Genomic DNA, 17,003 nt, shown 5'->3' with positions numbered 1-17,003 from the left:
GACGACAAAGATGTTATTCCGGCTGTCCTTGTATGTTGAGGAGTCCCTAGTCGGTAGTAAAGTGAAAAAATTCGACTAAGGGCCAACGAAGGAAGCCGCCCGGTTCGTATTGATACCGGCGCACCGGCGAGCAACCGGGATCGAGCAATACTGTGGCGTCGAATTACGTCAGCGAGGATCAGTAGTTTGCGTAACCTAAGCCTAGTCCTTAGTCGTGCTTTATTGGCGCAAAATACTCCGTTTGCAGAAGCGAATACTCCTACGAATGCCTTATAATTTCTGCACCGAAGGTACAAAATACGTTGCGAGACATCCTCCTCTCCGATGAACTGCGAATCGCCCCCAGTACGGGGTGTGGTGAGGAGTCTCCATCAAGCGTGGTCGGGCGAGGCTAGTACACCAGCAAATTGCTCTCCGCGAGCTCAAAGAATCAACGCCGTTCCGTCAGAGTGGCACACTTTAGTTGTGCCGCCGACCGCGAACCGCGGACCAGGACGCCCCGCCGCTGCGAAGGCCGAAGAGACGAGACGTCGGATAATCAGTGTCGCCAGGCAGATGTTCAGCGAACGCGGTCTTGAGGGAGCTAGTCTTACGGCTATCGCTACTCAGGCCGGTGTGACCCGCCCTGCGATCAATTACTACTTCTCCAGTAAGCGCGCCTTATACATTGAAGTGACGAACGTGACCACTGACCTCGTGTTGGCCGCCGGCCTGAAACGGGTCAACCACGAAAGGACCCTACTGGGCCGAATCGCTGCGTTCGCTGCTGCGGCGGCAGAGGCCGATGCCCAAAATCCCTCTACTGCATCTTTTCTGGCCATGGCCGCGCTGGAGTTCCCGCGGCACCCTGACTTGCGGGACATCGACAACAAACTTGAGCGAACCACCCGGGATCTTGTCACACGGGCTGTCAACGAAGCGGTCGACTCCGGAGAACTTGCCACCGACACCGATACCGATGTCGCGTCGTACGTCGAGGTTCTACTGCTGATCTTGTGTGCCGTAGCGTTTTACCCCGCCTTGCCGAGAGGGTCGCGCGATACGGAAGCCATCATCGATTCGCTACGCCGGCTGCTGACTGGCAGCCTGTTGCGCCAAGCAGATCTGTCGCCGGAGCCAAGACGGCTAAGCTAAACGCGAAGACAAATTGGCCAAGATGACATCCCCTGCTAACACGTCTCAGTCGCTGCTCACCCAGGCCCCTCAGAGATGTGCTCTTCAAAGGCTAGTGCCAGGCCTGTCCCATCTGAATGTCTACGGTTTAAACGCCTGTCAGAATTTCGCGGGCGGTGCGGGCGTCGACCTTCTTGCGGGGAGCCGCGCCGTTCGTCGTCGTGACGCTGAATTCGTGTCCACACTAAGCATCAACAGTTGTTTGCCCGTAACCGTTTGAGTAATTGCTCGTCCAATCTGCGATTCATGTGTTGGACCAGCACAGCGGGATGCGCGGCGCTTTTTCGGTCCGGCAAAGCGTCCTGAACCCGGTAGACGCATCGACTCGTATCTGTGCTCGAGTGGCAAGCCACAGCCGGTCGTACCGCAACCGCGACGCGACCATAAGAACACGGCATTGCGATATCAAACTCCTGGTGCAACCTCGGGACGAGGGCAAACGGCGTGCGATAGTGCCAGGTGGTTGCTAGTAGAATAATTGGGACGTAGCCTGCGGGTATGGGATTGACGGGGGAATTGCCGGCTCGGTTTGATGCTGTGTCGCCGCCTGTTGCTGTCGTCGGGAATCTTGTGGTTGGTCGATCTTTCTACACGCGGTGTACCGCACCTTGTCGGGCTTTCGGCGTCGGTCTCGTCACTGCCCACGGGTCGTGGTGGGGGTAGGTAGCCCTTCGGGGCGGCCCTGGTGGCGGCCGGTGATCGCCGCGGCCACGGCCGTGTTGCTTCTCGTCTTTGTCGGCCATTGCGCAATGCTGCATCCTGCGAATCCTCGCCCCCATCGCTGGCATGCTCAGGTCTCCTTGCTGGTAGGGGAATCGGCAATCAATGTCGACCATGCCCATCGCAATCAGTCGTTGACTGCGTGCCACCACCTGGCCACCTCCGCGGTGTTGCCGTGGACAGCAACCATGTTGGTGGCATGCGGGTTTGCAGCTGCAGTTTCTACGACTACGACGATGCTGGCCCGTTGTGTAGCGCCATCGGAGCGGGGTCCGCCCAGCGGGCTATTCACCGCCCTCACCGGTCAGGACCGTCTGACGCGGTTCTGCCTGGCTCGTCGCTGATCGATCAGCGTCCGGTTGCCGTGCCACGCACGACGGCCAATGACCGCTTACAGACTTTAAGACTGCCTTGCGGCGCATAGCGAAAGCGACGATCGAATGAAGAATTTTTCCGCAACGCCCTACTACCCGACCCGATGACGGCAGACCCGCACGCTTGGAATGCCCACCAGCACAACGACTCTGACTGCTACCAATTGGTGGCACCGGAGGAGTTTGACCCGGTGGTAAGCACTGACCTCACGTCTGCCCGGTGGATGCGGAAGGTCACTCGCCCGGCGTGGTGCGCGCGGCGCCATTGCGTTTACCACCGGAAATTGATCCGCGGCGTGGACAACTCGAGCGCCGCGACCTCCGGGCGGCCGGGCACCGCCAAGCGGTTGTTGTGCGGCTTTGCGCTCCTGACCTACTGCTGTGAATCATGCCGCTAGCAAACAGTAGGGCATTCGCTGGCTACAGAATCCTGCGTTGGCTGGGGTCCGGAGCCGTGGGGGAAACTTACTTGGCGCAGCACCTGCAGTTGCCGCGTAGAGAAGCCCTTAAAGTATTGGCCAGCTCTGTGTCCGCCCATGCCGACTATCGTGCGTGCTTCGCGCGTGAAACCGATTTAGCGTCCAGACTCTGGCACGCCAACATCGCGCGCGTTTACCGCCGCGGGGACAATCATGGCCACCTGTGGATCTCGATGAGTTACGTCCACGGTGTGGACGCGGGCCGCCTTCTGGATGCGCAATTCCCGCGAGGCCTTCATCCGCGTCGAGTTGCCGCGATTGTCACCGCGGTCGCCGACGCCCTGGATTACGCTCACACTCGTGGACTGCTGCACCGAAACGTCAAGCCGTCCAATATCATGCTGGCCGCTGACGAGGAACGTATCCTGCTGACTGATTTCGGGATCCCCCGCAGGTGCGACGACATCAGTGAATGGACCACCACCAACTTGACCGTTAACAGTGTCGCCTACTCCGCCCCTGAGCAGCTGATGAGGCAGCAGCTCGACGGCCGCGCTGACCAGTATTCACTAGCAGCCACGACATACCATTTGCTGAGCGGATCACGGTTATTTGCGCACTCCAATGCAGCTGAGGCCTTCGGCCGTCACCTCACCGCCATGCCTCCTGCGCTTGCCGACACGCGCCCCGACCTGGCTGCCTTCGACACCGTATTAGCGATCGCTCTCGCCAAGCGACCTGACAATCGTTTCCGTCACTGCCGCGACTTCGCCAAGGCCATAACGTCAGTGAGTCCTCGGTAGACGGCAAGACCACCTACTCCCTCGCGCGTAGCACCGTCGGGCAACTGGGTTCGTTAGGCAGACGCGTCTATTCGCTTTCCCGCCGAATTACTACCGGCCACGGGTGCCGAGACGGCGGAGCTGCGCCCGGGCGTTTGTCGCCGGATTCGGCTCAAGGACCCGCCATGCGACCCCACGCAACGCCATCGGGTCCTGCCGGCGCATAGATACCCACGACTGAAAATTCAGGACGAAAGACCCTACCCCCGTTGGGTACTGCTGTGACAGATCAGGACCCCCGCGCAAGCAGCGCTGGGGAAGAGTCAAAAGATGACCACAACCGCTCCACGGTTGACGAGCAAGGAGATTGCGTCATGACGGTAGCAAACCAGGCCTGCCTGGAGGCATGCGCCGAGTGTCAGGCAGCATGTGAGGCGTGCGCGACGTGTTGCCTTAATGAGGCGCAGATGGCCGATTGCGTTCGGTTGTGCCTGGATTGCGCGGCAATCTGCGCGGCGTGCGTAGCATTAGTCTCGCGCGGGTCGCGATGGGCGGCTCAGTTGTGCCAGTTGTGCGCAGAGATTTGCGATGCGTGCGCGGCCGAATGCGACCAACACGACAACGATCATTGCCGCGCCTGCGCAGAATCGTGTCGGCGCTGCGCGCAGGAGTGCCGGGCGATGGCCTGATCCGACCCAGCACCACCACCCGTCCTTGGCCGCTGCGCCCTACCCAGTGGAGCGGCCAAGGACGCTTCCTGCGTTGCTCGCCTTCGCGCCGTAATCGATAGCCTGCCGAAAGCTTGCAGGCAGCAGTGATCCAGCAGCGCCCGGCTGGCTGGGTCTGAGCACAGCACAAGCGCGCCCAACGTCTGCTGTTTGTTGAGGCACTGCAAGTGACTGGTTTCCTCTTTCTTAGAGACGACGTGTGTCAATCGGCGTAAGTATGCAGGCGAATTTCTCGCCGAAATCGTGGACGATGACTAGGAAAGTGTGCGCAGCGAGCTTGCCCGTCGCCGGTGGGTCGCAATAGGCGAAATCGTTTTCTTGCACGGGGTTTCGCATGCGCCCGACCATCACCGCGCGGAGCGTCCGCTTATCAGCAGGGCGGAAACGGCGGTCTGCTCGACCGGCCTCGGCTCGTTCGTACCGGCCATGGCGGACGGCGTGCCGGGGACGCTGCAGCCGACTGCTTTGAAACTCGCTGAGGGTCGGACGCCGAGTCGATGGGTCGGCGTCACGAGTGGGATCCGGCGGCGAACACACCCGGTGCAGATCCGCAAGCGCGCTGAGAGCGTATTGTTTGCTAATCTGCGCGCATCGATAGCTATCTTCCAAATTACCGCGCCTGCTACCCGACGCGCATCAGGTTCTGTCGCAGAGACTCATCCTGAACCCGGCAAGCGTACTGCAAAAATAAGGTCATCGCGTTAATCCTGTAAGAGACCGTCCAAAGTCACTCGAGCAAAGAATTAACGCGATGACCGTGCCACGATATCGGGTTTCGGCACAGCTGGCGAGCGACTGCCTACCACTCAGCCCGACATACTGCGCGAATCGCTGACGACCCCGTGCGCGCACTGATGGGGGCGAAGGGCGACGCGCAATGCGGGTGGGGCCTACGGCCAGCGCGGCGCTGAGCGCACCAACGCCGACGATAGCTACCGCAGCGCGAATTCGACATGCGGGCAAGCAGTTTGAATGCAAGACCCCCACCATGCCGCAGGGCACCTAATAATTCGGTGGCCAGATAAGTTGTTGGACGTCTGGTAGGTCAACTACATCTGCATCGAACCGCGCTAGTTAAAGCGCACGGCGACGCCAACATTCGGTTGGCATAGGCCGGCCCGCGTAGTACCCTGTAGGGGTATGAGGTTCGTGGGCGCGCAGCTGGTACCGGCTCGTATTGCCCGGCTTGCCACCGTTGCGTGGGACGCCCCGCCCCTAACGCGCGTGCCGAGTCGATCCGAGGCTGGCCCCCGCCGCTCCGCGTCGCCCATATCTTCGCGGTGCTGCTATGACAGCCTTTCGGCGATGAGCCAGGTCCCCCGGCTCCCGCGGTGGCGATCAGTAAGCGCGGTCGCTGTTGTGGTGTTGCTGTTCGTGCTGATCGGTCACTCGGCGATATTGCGCACCGCAATCCCTACGACGACGGAACAGACCCATTCGGTGATGTCTTGGCCGGGTGATGAGTTCACTGTCAACATCGACCACGCGCACCTATTCGACGGCTCGTTGGTCCAATGCCACGACGTGCTGGCGACGTTGCCGCCCTCCACTATCCGGTTAGTTGAGCTTGCGGCGGCGGCTGTCGCCAGTGCGGCCATGCCGTCCAACCCTCGGGTGCCGGGCGAACGGGGCCCCCCGCAAGTGCTCGGCCCTGTCCTCAACGGGCAAGACCTGTTAACGCGACTCTGCACGGCTCGCCGCTGACCGGTCAGCGCCACGTCGTGCCTTAAAACGAACGACCGCTGAGCGCTGAGCGACGTTTGACGCTGCCCCTTAAAGGCACATGCGCGAAAGCGGTGACCCCAAAAAGCCGGCGCAACAACTCAGTGCCCCCGCCGGCGAGGTCGGCCTCATCCTCATCGTCCCCTGAATGTCTTGTCCGACAGCCACACTCACTTCACCGACCTCGGACCGCACTGCCACGCCACCCGAAAGAACACCGAAACCAACCGTAACTGCATCGCGCAATCCACCGCGATGGAAAAGCAGAGAAGCAGTAAACACAAGAAAGAGGTAACACGATGAAGAAAAAGTTCGCATCCGCCGCAGCAACAGTGGTGATGACCGCCGGATTAGGGCTGGCCGGCTTGGGCGCCGCATCCGGCGCCCAAGCGCAACCTGGGCCCCTCCCGAATGACCCTTGGTGTGTGTGGCCCGTGTGCTACGGCCACCCCGGGGGCGGAGGCCACGGCGGTGGGGGCCACGGGGGTGGAGGCCACGGCGGTCAAGGCCACGGCGGTGGCGGTCACGGCGGTGGCGGTCACGGCGGGGGAGGTCACGGCGGCGGGCGACACTAGGGCTCCTGGTTGCTAGGCGCACCGATCACCTCCGAATGCACCGAATCAGGCATTACCGCCGCAGCTGACGTAGTAATCGCGCCTCAACGGCACCGTCCCCCGTTGCCGGAGCGACCGGTGGCAGGGCGGCATCGCCCCTAGATCCGCCGCGAGTGCATCGGCGGGGATTAGTCCGGTGGTGGCGTGGATGCAGCGTTGGCGATCGCAGCCAGCCACGCCCACAGCGGGGCGTTGAAGTCCGCCGCCGACGTGAAAGCCCGCCCGGGCAAGAACGGCGTCTCCAGATAGGCGCTCTACTATGCCCTTTGGGTTCGGGGTCGTATGGAACGGGTCTGGATCAACCGGGTCGGTAGCCCCGCAGGATCCGGCCATTCGCCACCCCTTAGCGAGTCGACCGCGCTGGCCGACGACGGACTCGTTGTCCCACAACAGTCTTCGAAGCACCACGACGACACCCTGAGGCGGCCACATCCCGGCCAGCAGATCCTCCCTCCCGTGACCAGCGGCGGTCATCATCGCGGCGATGCACCGGGGATACGCCGCGACCCCTTTGGGCGTTAGTGCGCCGGGGAACCCGGCGAACCGGGAATGCCTAACGGTCCAGCCGACCCGCTGCGCAAGCGCCGGGCCGGCATCGTCGGGTACTACCCAATGCCGTCCGGGCGCCAGTGGACGGTAGCCGCCATTGCCCAATGGGTGCTTGATGACCTTTTCGCCGAAGTCCGGTAACGGTAGGTTGTTTTACGAAGTGCGCCAGACACTTCGGCCCAGTTCCCATCGCCTTCCGTCAACGGACGCGTTTCATCGCTACAGCTTTCAGTAACGGGAATTTGGACTGCAAAGATACTAAAAATCGACGACGGCTTTGACTCGGGAGTCGGGGCGAACTGATGACGGGGACTCGCCAGCGCGGCTTGAACTGCCGCGGTTCTAATCTTCCAAGACTATCCGTTTTGAGCGCAAGTCGAGCTGCGCGGCGAATCGCACATAGAGCTCGGTGGATTGAAGTTGCCCGCTGTGGGACACGTCCATCGCCTGACGTTTGGTCTGGAACTTTCCGATACCGGCTATTGGGCGCATGGGCGGCTTCGGTGGCCGAAAGTGACTGTCGCGTAGGCCCCTCGACGCCAGTCAGTTTCCTAGGACGTTCGGCGTGCTGCTGGGCTCATCACGCAATGGCCGTTGGGACATCTGCCATCCGACGACGAACAAAGCGGCCGCAACCAACCGGGTCACGACGTTGAAGAGCAAAGTGCCACTGGGGGCAGTGACAATGATGTACAGGATCTCAAGAGCACCGGTCGCCAGGTGGAACACCACCAAGACGGCGACAATCAGACGCAGAGCTAATTTGTCGTTCAATCGGGCAGCCCCCAATGACAGCAAGCCGATTGACAATTCGGCGGCGGCGAGAAGATAGGAGAGCAGGAAGCCTCGTTGCTCCAAGGTGATGTTCACTGTCGCCGGGATGGCGGCGGGAGCTACGGCCAGCACGACAGCAGCGGCCAAGCTCGCGACGCCGTGCATGGTTAAAAGAACTCGCAGCGGGCCCCAGCGGTTGGCGCCGACGTCCGGGTTATGCGCGATGGTTGGCATTGGCGGACCTACTTCTCAACGGACTGTTCACTTGTTGTCGAAGGTGGCGCGGATCTAGCTTCTGCGGTCACGCTGCGATCGGTCGCGGCGACGGTGTGCGACATGAGGAGTGCATTGGTGTCTGGTTGGCTTGCGGGGGTGCGTGCCACTGTTCCCGAGCACGTATGCGACAACGCGCCCGTGGCGGGCGGGGCGGACCTCGGTGCTGATCGAAAACTGAAGCCTCGTGTTGACGAAAGTCAGCATTCTCCCAAGCGTAAAGTAGTGCCTATCGACGGCGCCTACATGTCCGGCTTTCCTTGGCGAACGGAGCCCTGCGCGCGGATCAGGCGTTTCCGGCTAACGGCCGCCCGGTCGCTGCGAAGAGTGCGTCGACTCGACACGCGTGAAACCCCAACTGTAAAGGTCCCTCCGTACCCCACGGCACGGCCCCGGGTTCACGAAGCACCGGCTTCGTCCGGGGTCCAGGTGCCCGGAACCAGCGGCAGCTTCGGTCCGCTGCCGAATTCGTCCTCGACCAGCGTAGTCAGGCCCGCCGCCGCGCCTGCGTCCTTGACCATAGTGCCGGCGAAACCCAAATGTCCGGCGCCTTGATCCGAGGCAACGGTCGACAGTCTCGGCTCCCTACTGGGCGGCACGCTCCAGTCCGGGTCGACGTCGACGTCCATGTTCATCAGCTCGTCGCCGTGGTCGTGCCGCGCAGCGCGTCGGCTTCGACGGGCCCGCGCACGCGCGGACGCGTCGGTTGCCGCTGCGGCAGCATCGGTCTCGGGCGCTTTCTTCTTGGCACTGGCGCTGGCGCTACTGCCCATCCCGGACCCCGACCCGAAGCCGGCACCAGGGCCGCCGCCCACTAGGAACGGGTAGCCGACGCTCGCGGCGGCCGGGGCCGGCGGCGGGGGTGCCGGCCCCGCGCTGGTGACCGCGCTTACAGCAGGCGCAGGGGCGGGCGCCGGCGTCGCGGGCCCGACCGACGCTACCGGGGCCATCTGCGTAACCGGCAACATTGGTTCTGCGGCGGCGACAGGCGGCGCCACAACGGCCGGGATCGCCGTAGGCTGAATGGCAGCCAGACCGGAAAGCCCGGCCAAACCGGTGACCGCGCCCGGATTGGTGACAGCGGCACCGAGCGCGGCCCCCAGTAACAGCGGGGCCTGGTTCACCGCTTGAAAAATCTGCGGTATGTGCTCGGGGTAGTCGAAGAAAATAAGATCGAAGTAGGACTGCAAAGCCTGTTGCGGATTGGTAAAAAGCTCCTGAATAAACGTTTCGAAATCTTTCGGGAACTCGATAGCGCGAGCAACCCACCAGTACGGGTCGGCCGCATTCGTATATTGTTCGAAAGGAATCCCATTGAGAGTGCCTTCAGCGATATCCCAGTTCACCCGGCCACCAGAGATGATCCGCAAAAACTCTGCGACGACGTAGTCGATAGGTGTGGGCGCATCTGCGTGCGCCACCTCAGCCGCCTGGCCGCCCGCAGGGCTCTGCTGCACGATCTGCGGCGCGGGATTGGACTGCGGTGTCGACGCCACCGCCGCGTCGGACACTGCTTGATATGTCGCCATGGTGGTGGCGGCCTGGATCCACATTCGCAGGTAGTCGGCCTCGTTGAGCGCTATCGGGATGGTATTGATCCCGAAGAAGTTGGTCGCGACCAACGTCTGGTGGATGGCGTGGTTGATCGCTAGCTCGGGCAGCGTCGGCATCGCCGCCAGCGCGGTTGTATATGCCGCCGCCGCGATCTCGTGCTGTGCAGCAGCTTCCGCGCTGCTCGTGCCGGCCTGGGTCAGCCACGCTAGGTACGGCATGTGCGCGCCCGCATACAGGTCGGCGCTGAGCCCCTCCCAGGCTTGGGCTTGCACCGCACCCAGCACTGCCGTGAGTTCAGCGGCCACCTGCGTGTACTCGGTGCTCAGCGCTGACCACGCCGCGGCGGCCGACAATAATGGGCCGGGTCCCGGGCCGCTGCTGAGCAGCGTCGAATGCACCTCTGGCGGCGACGCCATCCACAGCGTGCCCATGTGAGACCCTCCTCCCCGTGAACCCCAACTGGACACCTTACTGACTTTGAAAACCATTTTCAATATGGTGTCCGCGGGAATTAGGCAGTCCGGTGGTGGCTGCAGTCGGGGAGAGGTTACGGCGCGTTGATGCGTGGTAATACGGGCCGGCCCACGCGAGCACGAAATATCGGTCGCAGACTTGCGCACCTTCGAGTCTCGACCGTCCGACGACCGCGACAATCGATCGTGCGGTCTCTATCTTGGGCAACCGCATTCGCGCCATGGCTCAACCTCGGTCGCACTACCGCTTATACCGCCAGCGGTACCCCGCGGCGCAGGAACAATCGCGGCAGGCGCCACCTAATGTGTGGGGCCCGTCGATGGATACTAGAACGAGCGCTGAAGTTTGGTGCGACTCACGTATGTGACCCGGTCGAGGCCGCGACCGCCGCAGCCGCCGGAGTTACTGCAGGTGCGACGCCCAAGAAGGTCATCGTGACCGTGGGGAAAGAAGCGCCGTTTCAAGAGTCGGTAAACGAAACTCTTGTGCAGGCCGAAACGTCAAAGGGTTCCAGGTGGCCGGTCGTTATTGACGGCAACGTGTATGACGACGTCGAACAGCTGCGGGGTCATGTGCGACATTTCCGAATCGTTGGAAGGCGGCCTGCCGGCTGACGCCCATGGTGGTGCCAATCATGGACCAGGAGTCGCCGGCGGCGCGGCGGCTTTGACAGCGGCGAGCAGTTCGGCGCCGGCATCATCGAGGACCTTGACAGCCGCGGCAATGCGGCGCATGTGACTGGCGTCGCGCGCCTTGGCCGGGCTCACTCGAGCTTGTCGAGCCAATCCTCGGCAGCGGACGGGGTGGAGTGTTCAGGTGCCATGGATACGGACCAATCTCGAGGTGTTGGTGTGCATGTGCGTGGGGGCAGGTGTGCGCGTCGGTGTAGTTGCGCTCAGCGGAGGTAGTCGTAGAACTTCGGACGCAGGACGTGGCGTAAATGATCTGATCGAGCTCATCGGTAACTACGCCGATTTCGAGCAGACGCCCGGTGCAGTCTGCACCATAATGAGCAAACGAACCTCGCTGTCGTACTTCTACTCGACGGTGCGGCTTGCGAAATCGATCGCGTGCAACATATTCATCGGAAATGCCGTGCTCGCGGGCGCTGTTAGTGATTTCCCACGTACTGGAAAGAATGGGTTCACAAAATAGCAGATGTCAAGTCGTCTTTACGCACACCAGCTAGTCTCGGGACTGCATAGCTGCACGCGGACGGATGGGGTGAGGTTTAGTCTGGCCGCTTGTACAGTGCGGAACGTAGCCTCCTTACGCGCAGCTACGGGACTTTAATGAGACTGGGCAGTCCTGTGATCTATCTTGCGAATACACCGTGAAATATCCAAAGCCGGCGGCGCGCGGTGTCTTTGGATCCACCGCACCGACGGCAGCTCGGCCGACGCCAGTAACATTGCCGAGAAGTGCCTAGGTCATCAATCGCAGTGGCCGTGCGAAAGTCTAGCTCGTTAAGCAAAGCTGGAATGCCGGCCAGTTCATCGACGGCTTGCCGACATGCCAGGCAGTGCGTCAAATGCGTCTCGAATTCACGGCGGTCGGCCGCAGATAGGGATCCGAGGACGTAGGCCGCGTCCCAAATCGCATAGCAATCATCATCGTTTACACTCATGTGCCAGTCATCCCGCGGGTCAGGTCCCCTTATCGACGTGATTATCATCCAGCTTTCTTCGGCACTTAAGCATTTGGGCTGACGGCGCGCAGTGCCGATCTGGCCTGAGAGCGAGTAGCCTTTGGCTCTTCGGCCAAGGCAAGGAACGGTGCAGTGTGAAAGCGGGCGCTGGCCTGAACATCGCAAAGTGCAGCCTGAGCCGTGAATGCCCGCCTGGCATGTGTCATTCGTCAAAAGGTTGCACAGTAGCTCTGGCGCCACCCGGCATTGCCAACGCCTCGCGCACCACCTCGCACCTCTTTGGCCTATGGCCGGGAAAGCGCGGCGGCGCGCCCGTTTCCCGTTGCGCTCGCTTTGCACAACACCGCAACCCTGTGGCGAGCCCCCGTGAAGGGTCCTGTTTGCTGTTACTGCTATCGGCGCGACGGCCCTGGGCATTCGAACACCTCCTTGCTTGTAACACGATTTCTACGCCGATCCGAGTTCAACCGGGTTCGCGTGTCTAAATCGGAAGAGCCAGCCTTCGGCAACCACCCACGACCAAACTCGACGCAATACGACTGCTTACATAGACAGTTGGTCCTTGCAACCCACCAGTGGTGCTATCTCGTTGACGTTCGGCAGGGAAGTATCCGAATTGCGTTGCAAGTGGCCCGACACGCCGGGTGTGAGCCTGGCGAGGAAGGTCCCCCAATCGCGTCAGATCGCGCAACGGCACTCCCACCGAAACAGTGCTCACCGACACAGTCGGTGAGATCGAGATGACGGTATCCCGCAACGACGATGGCAGCTTTCGATCGCAGATCGTTAAGTGGCGGCCGCGCCGTCTAACCCGAGTCGATTGTCGTGCGATGGCCCGCTGCGACAAACCCTCGCTGCGGTGAAGATGCCGGATCACGGCCCAGTCTCCCAAAAAGACCACTAAATTAATCTGACTGGGTGGCCATCCATTTCAACCGTCGCGACTGGCCGGGTCTTTAACCGACGTCAACACCATATGGCGGTAGGCGGCGGCGTTGCTGACGATCAGAACCCGGCACAGTCCCGTAGTACCCGGGTGTCATTTGTCAAACTTCGCCGCTTCGGTGGCGCTATGAGCCGTCCTGGTCGAGTCGCGCCGGTAGGGTGTCACGATTGCTGGAGATGTGCGCCAACGACGCTTCGGCCTGACGAAACGGTGCGGCAGTGTTGCTGGGGGCTGCAAAGCATGTGCCGCGCGACACCCGCCAAGGCCCTCGCGGCGCCGATCTGGCCGTGTTGGCCCGCGCCAAACGGCCCGACGGGCGTGCAGTAGCTTTGGGCTTGCGCAGCGCTCGTCACCGTCTCGCGGTCACGGTTAACGCGGCATTCGCCGTTCGGGCCTGCTGATGTGCCACTTGTCGCGTTGATTCCCGTGCACACACCCTAACTGCTGAATCGCTTCGATCGCGGCCTCACGACCTATTTGCCTGTACGACCAAACCGCCCCGGAGCTCTAATCGAGCTATGTTGTGCCGTGCGGTCGGTGGGGTGCAGCTCGCGGCGGCGACCCGCAATTCGAATGATCTCCTTTGCAACCAGCAGCGGTTCGGTGAATACCACTTGATGATTCGATCGCGCGGCCTCCACGTGACGTGCGTGCATCCGCGCTGCGGTCCGGCGGTGCGCCGTCACGAATTGTCTCCGAATAGACCTGTCAAATATCGACGATTTCATCCCGGAAATGATCGTCACCGGAACGGCGCCCAGCTCAGGCGGATTGCGACGCAGACTCCGCAGCGCCTCGATAAAGAACTGTTCCTCGATTTCGGCCGCCTTGGCCGCGCGCGCGGTGAAGTCCTCGTTGACAAGATCTTCTCGCACGTCTGCTGGCATTCCCGGCATGACATGCCGGGCGACCAATCTGATCAGGCGCAGGCGTCTCAGGACACTAATGATTGACCGGCCAGCCAACACGATCTTACGCAAGCGTATAAGCGGAGACCCGCAGCAAATATCTACGTGTTCATCGGCGTGGTCAATCAGTACCAGTCCTGCGATGAGCGACGTATTCGCCGACGCCGCGGCCAGGGCAATGGTTCCGCCGTAACTGTGTCCGACAAGGATGTATGGGGCCGCATCCAGCGCGAATAATAGCTCGGTGAGGTCGCTGACGATGCGTTGCAGGCTGCGTGGTTCGAGATCATCGTCACTGCGACCAAGATTAGCCCTGTCATAGACCACCGAACGAAACCTCGGCGCGACAAGTGGTTGCACGAGTCCCCACTCCGATCGTGATGCGCCCAAACCGGACTCGAACAGCACGGTTGGCCCGGCGGCGCCGGCGGTCATGTAGTGCAGTCGGCGGCCATCCGCGAGGCGGACAAAGTTACTGTTGCCCAGAGTGTGTATCACCGGTCTGCCTTCCGTCGCAGAAGATTGCCCCCGGCGGTGTCGGTAGGAAGAACTCATCGTGTCCCACCGATCCTGCCATCGCTACGGTGATCGCTGGTGATCGACCGGTAGCGGGTCACGCACAACTGCCAGTTGCGTCCCCTTTTCGTCCGGTCGCCAGGGCAAGTGGACATATGGGACCAGACACGATGATCCGCTCTGAAAAGGGAAGCCCGAAGCCACCGCGACGATAGTGTTCAGTCAACACCAGCACACCACTAAACTTACTATGTGCCTTAGGGGGGTAGGGTACCGTTATGAACTCAGCGGTTCGGCCATTGCTTTGCCCATACACCGCGATGACGGCTTTGTATCAAACGGTTTCGGCCGATCCCGAGCTTGATTGAAAGCTGCGGGCTTAGCCTGTCGCCGCGCCGTCGAAATGTTGTCCAAGTAGTTAGCCTTGGCTAACCTAACGTCGATGGTCCGCGTGGCACTGAGGAGCGAAATGTCCATGACTATGTCCAGTACCAGGTACCCCCACCAAACGAGATTCGCGTTCCGGTTGGGAGCCACGTGCGTGAATACACCCGACGGCACAGTGCTATTGGATCCCTCGCACCGCGAGAAGCTCGTCGGATTGACGGCCGGACAGCTCCAAGCGCTCAACGCACTTAGCAATGGGCCGGCGACAGTCGCCGAGATCTGCCCACCAGGACACCGAAGCGACATCAACGCACTGATGCGTCGGCTTCACGCCGGCGGCTGGCTCACCATCACCGTTCGCGATGGCGAAAGAGATTCCTACTCCATTTTGCCGTTTACGCAACCCGCATCACCGCCTGCGCCGCCGCTGACGACACGGCCTGCAATAATGTCGAAATTCGCTGTGCTGCACCGAGACTCGAACGGTTTGATCCTTGAGCATCCAATGGGCTGGTGCGATTTGCGCATCCATGACGGTGGTTTGCTTGCCCTACTCGACGGGACAACAGAAAACGGCGTGGAAGCACGGTCCACAGTCCAGTCCCGATTCCTTCTGGATCTGCACCGGTGCGGTTTCGTGGTCCCGGTCGGCGACGAGGACTGCACCTTCGATGCCCTGAGTTGGAGCGCACCGGATCTATGGTTTCACCGTCGCAGCACCCTCGGCAAACGCACCGTCACTTGGGAGCATTTCGGTCCCACCAAGTGGGCAAAGGGCCGCTTCCCGCAGCCCCCCGCGCGCCGTCAACTTTATCCGGGTGCACCGATCCCGCTGTACGTTCCCGATTTGAGGGCCAGGCGAAGGCACGACCCGACGTTAACGGCGGTGCTTGAAGATCGGGTTTCGACAAGGGCATTCGATGAGACTCGCCCGATCACCGCCGAGCAATTGGCCGAATTGCTTTACCGCACGGCGCGTACGCGGAGCACTCATCAGGTTTCTGATGGTGACGAACTTGTGTCGCGGCCATACCCGTCGGGGGGCAGTGTTTATGAACTTGAGCTCTATCCGGTGGTCCGGAACGTCGCCGGACTAAAGCCAGGTATGTATCACTACGACTCCTTCGATCATGCGTTGTTCCCAGTAGCCAGTGCGGATTCGCCCGCGGTGTCGCAATTGATGAGGGTTGCCTCGGCGACGCTCGCCGCAGGCGCCGAGCCGCAAGTGCTCATCGTTATGGCTGCGCGGTGCGGTCGGATGATGTGGACTTATGAGCAAGTCGCTTACACGGTAATTCTGAAGGATGTCGGAGTGCTGATGCAAACGATCTACTTAGCTGCGACTGCAATGGGTCTCGGCGCTTGTGCGCAAGGGTTCGGCGACACCGCGGCGTTCGTCACCGCCACCGGTGTTGACGAAATGCAGGAATGCAGTGTGGGAAGCATTGTCATCGGCTCGACCGCCTTGCATTAGGGGGTCACCGCGTACTGAAAAGCATCGCTCATTAGCAATAGCTCAGTTCCCGATAGCGGGGACTGATCACGGCGATGCGTGCGCCGCCCGAGCGACTCGCTCACGGTCCGGTGGGACGGTAAATCTCCTGGCTGACGACGACGCCAACCCTCGGTGCCGCGTCACGATCGTCGGCAACTGCGAGCCGCTGCAGGTCGTCTGCCAAAATCAGCGCCAGTTCAACAGGTGGGTCCGGGTCCAATGCTGCGATCCGACCCAGTGCTGCGACCCCTCGTACAGACCCAAAAAATCCGAAATTTGGTGGTGCTGGCAAGCGTTAGCATCTCAAACAGCTCGGCGAAAGTTTCCAAGCCGCCCCGGCAACACCCGCGAACGCCGACCCGGGACCAAACACCAGCTTATGGACGACGGCTGCGGCCCGCCAAATTGGCGCTGTCTCACCGCAGGCACCGCCGGCGGCGGCGCTACGGCTGCCAACGTCACCAGGCCCTTGACGCCGATCCGGTGTCAACACAACCCCTGCAGCCAACGGCGCCAAGGGAGCAGTCAGCAGCGGCACCAGAACCTTGATCAGCACGATCGTCTGCTCTAGCAGAGCCTTCAGCAAGGCAATGGTGTCGGTGATGATCTGCCGACGGCGTCGACGTGACGAAGAGAACGGCGAAACCGATGGTCGTAGGGTTACCCGACGCGAATGCCGCGGTGAGATCCGGGGAGATGTCAAAGAACGTCTGCGCCAAGAATGCGGCGTACTGACCGATGTCCATCGGGTAACCGAGCGCGAACGCGATGTTGAGCTGTCGACGCTGGCCTGCGCCAGCCACGCCAGGTAAGCCGCATGGGCGGCCACGAAGGCAGCTGCCGGGCCGTCTCAGGCCCCGGCCTGTCAGAAGTAGGCTGTTCTGTATCGGGTTTACACTGATGATGTTGTAGATGAGCTACGGAATCTGGTGAAACTCCAGAACGGT

At 61.6% G+C, this 17,003-nt stretch carries 10 protein-coding genes and 3 pseudogenes; 7 read left to right on the top strand and 6 right to left on the bottom strand.

The window, feature by feature from the left end; all coding sequences use genetic code 11:
• Nucleotides 1-324: 324 nt before the first annotated feature.
• The 5 genes from ACZYZ9_RS20185 (at nucleotide 325) to lpqS (ACZYZ9_RS20165) (ending at nucleotide 5,900) form a co-directional block, all read left to right on the top strand.
• Entirely contained in the window at nucleotides 325-1,134 is an 810-nt protein-coding gene (locus ACZYZ9_RS20185) for a TetR/AcrR family transcriptional regulator (RefSeq protein ID WP_463828053.1), read from the top strand.
• Between the two features lie 635 nt (nucleotides 1,135-1,769).
• Nucleotides 1,770-2,237, top strand: coding sequence for a putative copper homeostasis (lipo)protein LpqS (lpqS, locus tag ACZYZ9_RS20180; protein WP_463828052.1), 468 nt, complete (start codon nucleotides 1,770-1,772; stop codon nucleotides 2,235-2,237).
• Nucleotides 2,238-2,655: 418 nt separating this feature from the next.
• The gene (locus tag ACZYZ9_RS20175) at nucleotides 2,656-3,489 is read left to right on the top strand and encodes a serine/threonine-protein kinase (RefSeq protein ID WP_463828051.1); all 834 of its coding nucleotides are present in this window, start codon (nucleotides 2,656-2,658) and stop codon (nucleotides 3,487-3,489) included.
• A gap of 353 nt (nucleotides 3,490-3,842) precedes the next feature.
• Nucleotides 3,843-4,157 (top strand): four-helix bundle copper-binding protein, encoded by a 315-nt coding sequence (locus ACZYZ9_RS20170; RefSeq protein ID WP_463828193.1) that lies wholly within the window; start codon nucleotides 3,843-3,845, stop codon nucleotides 4,155-4,157.
• A 1,179-nt stretch (nucleotides 4,158-5,336) separates the two neighbouring features.
• Complete coding sequence (gene lpqS / locus ACZYZ9_RS20165; RefSeq protein WP_463828050.1) at nucleotides 5,337-5,900, top strand: putative copper homeostasis (lipo)protein LpqS; 564 nt, start codon at nucleotides 5,337-5,339, stop codon at nucleotides 5,898-5,900.
• Between the two features lie 613 nt (nucleotides 5,901-6,513).
• On the opposite strand, the pseudogene ACZYZ9_RS20160 reads toward lpqS (ACZYZ9_RS20165), so the two are convergent.
• The 5 genes and pseudogenes from ACZYZ9_RS20160 to ACZYZ9_RS20140 form a co-directional block, all read right to left on the bottom strand.
• A pseudogene (locus tag ACZYZ9_RS20160) lies at nucleotides 6,514-7,156 on the bottom strand (IS21 family transposase); the annotation flags it as partial.
• A 468-nt stretch (nucleotides 7,157-7,624) separates the two neighbouring features.
• The gene (locus tag ACZYZ9_RS20155) at nucleotides 7,625-8,089 is read right to left on the bottom strand and encodes a hypothetical protein (RefSeq protein WP_463828049.1); all 465 of its coding nucleotides are present in this window, start codon (nucleotides 8,087-8,089) and stop codon (nucleotides 7,625-7,627) included.
• Nucleotides 8,090-8,526: 437 nt separating this feature from the next.
• A complete protein-coding gene (locus tag ACZYZ9_RS20150) occupies nucleotides 8,527-10,113 on the bottom strand; it encodes a PPE domain-containing protein (RefSeq protein ID WP_463828048.1) in 1,587 nt (528 codons plus the stop codon).
• A gap of 568 nt (nucleotides 10,114-10,681) precedes the next feature.
• Nucleotides 10,682-10,979 (bottom strand): annotated as a pseudogene (locus ACZYZ9_RS20145) (hypothetical protein).
• A gap of 492 nt (nucleotides 10,980-11,471) precedes the next feature.
• Nucleotides 11,472-11,783 (bottom strand): zf-HC2 domain-containing protein, encoded by a 312-nt coding sequence (locus tag ACZYZ9_RS20140; RefSeq protein ID WP_463828047.1) that lies wholly within the window; start codon nucleotides 11,781-11,783, stop codon nucleotides 11,472-11,474.
• A gap of 692 nt (nucleotides 11,784-12,475) precedes the next feature.
• Between ACZYZ9_RS20140 and ACZYZ9_RS20135 the strand changes: the two are divergent.
• Nucleotides 12,476-12,625, top strand: a pseudogene (locus tag ACZYZ9_RS20135) (transposase); the annotation flags it as partial.
• A gap of 598 nt (nucleotides 12,626-13,223) precedes the next feature.
• Here ACZYZ9_RS20135 and ACZYZ9_RS20130 read toward each other — a convergent pair.
• The gene (locus ACZYZ9_RS20130) at nucleotides 13,224-14,156 is read right to left on the bottom strand and encodes an alpha/beta fold hydrolase (RefSeq protein ID WP_463828046.1); all 933 of its coding nucleotides are present in this window, start codon (nucleotides 14,154-14,156) and stop codon (nucleotides 13,224-13,226) included.
• A 499-nt stretch (nucleotides 14,157-14,655) separates the two neighbouring features.
• On the opposite strand from ACZYZ9_RS20130, the gene ACZYZ9_RS20125 reads away from it, so the two are divergent.
• Nucleotides 14,656-16,035, top strand: coding sequence for a SagB family peptide dehydrogenase (locus tag ACZYZ9_RS20125; protein ID WP_463828192.1), 1,380 nt, complete (start codon nucleotides 14,656-14,658; stop codon nucleotides 16,033-16,035).
• Nucleotides 16,036-17,003 lie beyond the last annotated feature (968 nt).

The sequence above is a fragment of the Mycobacterium sp. IDUB_28 genome (assembly GCF_055419285.1).
Note: the sequence above shows the minus strand (reverse complement) of the source record. Positions and strands in the feature narration are given on the sequence as shown.

Bases quoted from the DNA above. Each gene is read 5' to 3' on its own strand.
- ACZYZ9_RS20185 (WP_463828053.1), top strand. From the start codon at position 325: ATGAACTGCGAATCGCCCCCAGTACGGGGTGTGGTGAGGAGTCTCCAT.
- ACZYZ9_RS20175 (WP_463828051.1), top strand. From the start codon at position 2,656: ATGCCGCTAGCAAACAGTAGGGCATTCGCTGGCTACAGAATCCTGCGT.
- ACZYZ9_RS20170 (WP_463828193.1), top strand. From the start codon at position 3,843: ATGACGGTAGCAAACCAGGCCTGCCTGGAGGCATGCGCCGAGTGTCAG.
- lpqS (WP_463828050.1), top strand. From the start codon at position 5,337: ATGAGGTTCGTGGGCGCGCAGCTGGTACCGGCTCGTATTGCCCGGCTT.
- ACZYZ9_RS20155 (WP_463828049.1), bottom strand. From the start codon at position 8,089: ATGCCAACCATCGCGCATAACCCGGACGTCGGCGCCAACCGCTGGGGC.
- ACZYZ9_RS20150 (WP_463828048.1), bottom strand. From the start codon at position 10,113: ATGGGCACGCTGTGGATGGCGTCGCCGCCAGAGGTGCATTCGACGCTG.
- ACZYZ9_RS20140 (WP_463828047.1), bottom strand. From the start codon at position 11,783: ATGAGTGTAAACGATGATGATTGCTATGCGATTTGGGACGCGGCCTAC.
- ACZYZ9_RS20125 (WP_463828192.1), top strand. From the start codon at position 14,656: ATGTCCAGTACCAGGTACCCCCACCAAACGAGATTCGCGTTCCGGTTG.